We start from the raw sequence: 1,976 nt of genomic DNA, 5'->3' as shown, positions 1-1,976 counted from the left end.
CCTGAGTTCCACAGTTGGCGGTGCCGACTAGGGCACGAATATGTAGGTTGACCTGCGGATATGCCTGTGGGCACGCCGAAGTGGCGTGTCACTAGGCGTGGGGATAGTGCCTGGTCAGCGGCCTGGGGCCAGGTCGATGATCTTCTTGGGTGGGGTGACGTCCAGGGCGGTGAAGATGTCGCGTTGGGGCTTGGACGGCTCGGTGGACTGGCGGAAGGCGCCGGCGGGGCCGGTGTAGCTGACGGCGTGCAGCCGGTCGAGTTCCTTGCGCAGGCGGTTCCAGGTCTGGCCGGTGCCGGTCTCGGCGACGCGGATCAGCAGCAGGGCGAGCCAGCACAGCACGATGTGGGCGCGTATGCGGTCCTCGCGGCGGTGGTAGACCGGACGCAGGTCGATGATCTGCTTCATGTCCCTCCAGCCCCGTTCCACCTCAAGAAGCTGCTTGTATCCCAGGGCGATGTCCTCGGCGCTCAGCTTCGGGTCACTGCAGCGCAGGAGGTACTTCCCGTCGAGACGCTCCTCGGCGGTGACCTTCTTCTGGTCCACGCGCAGGAGGCCGCCGGGTGTCTGGCGCAGGAAGCGCTTCAGGCCGGGCTTGGCCGACAACTGCCCGGCGATGTGGTCGCGTTCGGCGCGCGGCAGTTTGTCGGTGTCCTTGATGGTGTCGTTCAGGCGGTCGATGAGCTGGTCGCGGATCGCCTCGTCGCGCTTGGCCTGCTCGGGGTTGAAGCAGATCACGAAGCGGTCGTCGGAGTCTATGTTGACTTCCTTGACCTGCATGTTGTCGCGGATCGTCGCGTACCGGCCGGGCCGGGAGAGGGCTTGCTGGACTTCGGGGCTGTCGGTGCGGAGCTTCTCGCCGATGATGTATCCGCCGCCGCCCTGCATGAGGTTGCGGCGGTTCAGCGTCGAGGAGAAGCCGCGGTCGGCGACCCACACGATCCGCGACAGGGTCCATTCGCGTAGTTCCTTGCGGACCTGGCGGATCAGGGCCTGGTCACCGGTGCTGCCCGGCCAGGACCAGACGCGGACCGGGATGCCCTCGCGGGTGACGGCCATGCCGACGACGACCTGCGGCAGGTCGTCGCGGGAGTCCTTGGACTTGCCGTGGGTGCGAAACCCTGTCTCTTTGACGGCGGTTGTCGGGTCGTCGTCGGGGTCCAGGCGTCGGCCGTCGCTGTCGCGCGGGACGGGCTCGTCGGCTTCCTCGGTCTCGAAGTACGTGGAGGTGGTGTCGAAGAACAGCAGGTCCACTTCCAGGTTGAGAAGGTCGGTGACCTGGAAGTACGCCTCCTTGGCCAGGGCCGGCTCAATGGTGAGCAGGTAGTCCATGGCGCGGTAGCAGGCCTCGTCGTTGATCTGGTCCAGGCCCTCGATATGGACGTCGTCGGCGATCCACTCGGTGGCGGCGAGTTTGCTGGAGGCGGCCAGGGCGCGGTTCGCGACCAGCGCGAACAGCACGCGCTCCACCCGCGGGTCCAGGCGGCGTCCCTCCAACTGCCGCCGGACGACTTGGTCCAGACCCAGGCGATGCCATAGGCCGTCCAGCGCGTGGGTGCCGCCCAGCGGACGGGAGTCGGTCAGGGTCAGGTCGCCGGGCGTGGTGGCGGCCAGGGCCTCGGCCGGGTCGAGCAACCGGGACAGGGCGGCGACCAGGCGCTTGACGGCCTCGCGGTCCAGTTCGTCCTCGCGGCCGAAGGAGTACAGCACCTTGGTACGCGAACGCCCCGCTTCCGGGTCCCACTCGTTGTGGGCCAGTTGCAGGTACCGCACCGTCTGCCCGCTCTTATTACGGCGGGACGAAGCCTTCACATACACGCCACTAGACGATACGCCTGATTTCGCAGGTCAAGGACCAGTCGACATCAGAATCGTGCCCCTAGGCATTTTCAGCCCGTGCCGCTAGCCGCAACGCGCTGACCAGCATCGATCCCCGACCTGACCCACCGAAACCCCGCCGAACTGTGGAAGCCGGG

At 67.1% G+C, this 1,976-nt stretch carries 1 protein-coding gene; it reads right to left on the bottom strand.

The genetic code is table 11. The features are described from left to right. Positions 1-114: 114 nt before the first annotated feature. On the bottom strand, positions 115-1,818 hold the full coding sequence (locus ABZV38_RS40250) for an IS1634 family transposase (protein ID WP_356333905.1): 1,704 nt from the start codon (positions 1,816-1,818) through the stop codon (positions 115-117). Positions 1,819-1,976 lie beyond the last annotated feature (158 nt).

Source organism: Streptomyces sp. NPDC005181, assembly GCF_040608395.1.
Classification (GTDB): domain Bacteria; phylum Actinomycetota; class Actinomycetes; order Streptomycetales; family Streptomycetaceae; genus Streptomyces.
This window is presented reverse-complemented; position numbering and strand designations above follow the sequence as displayed.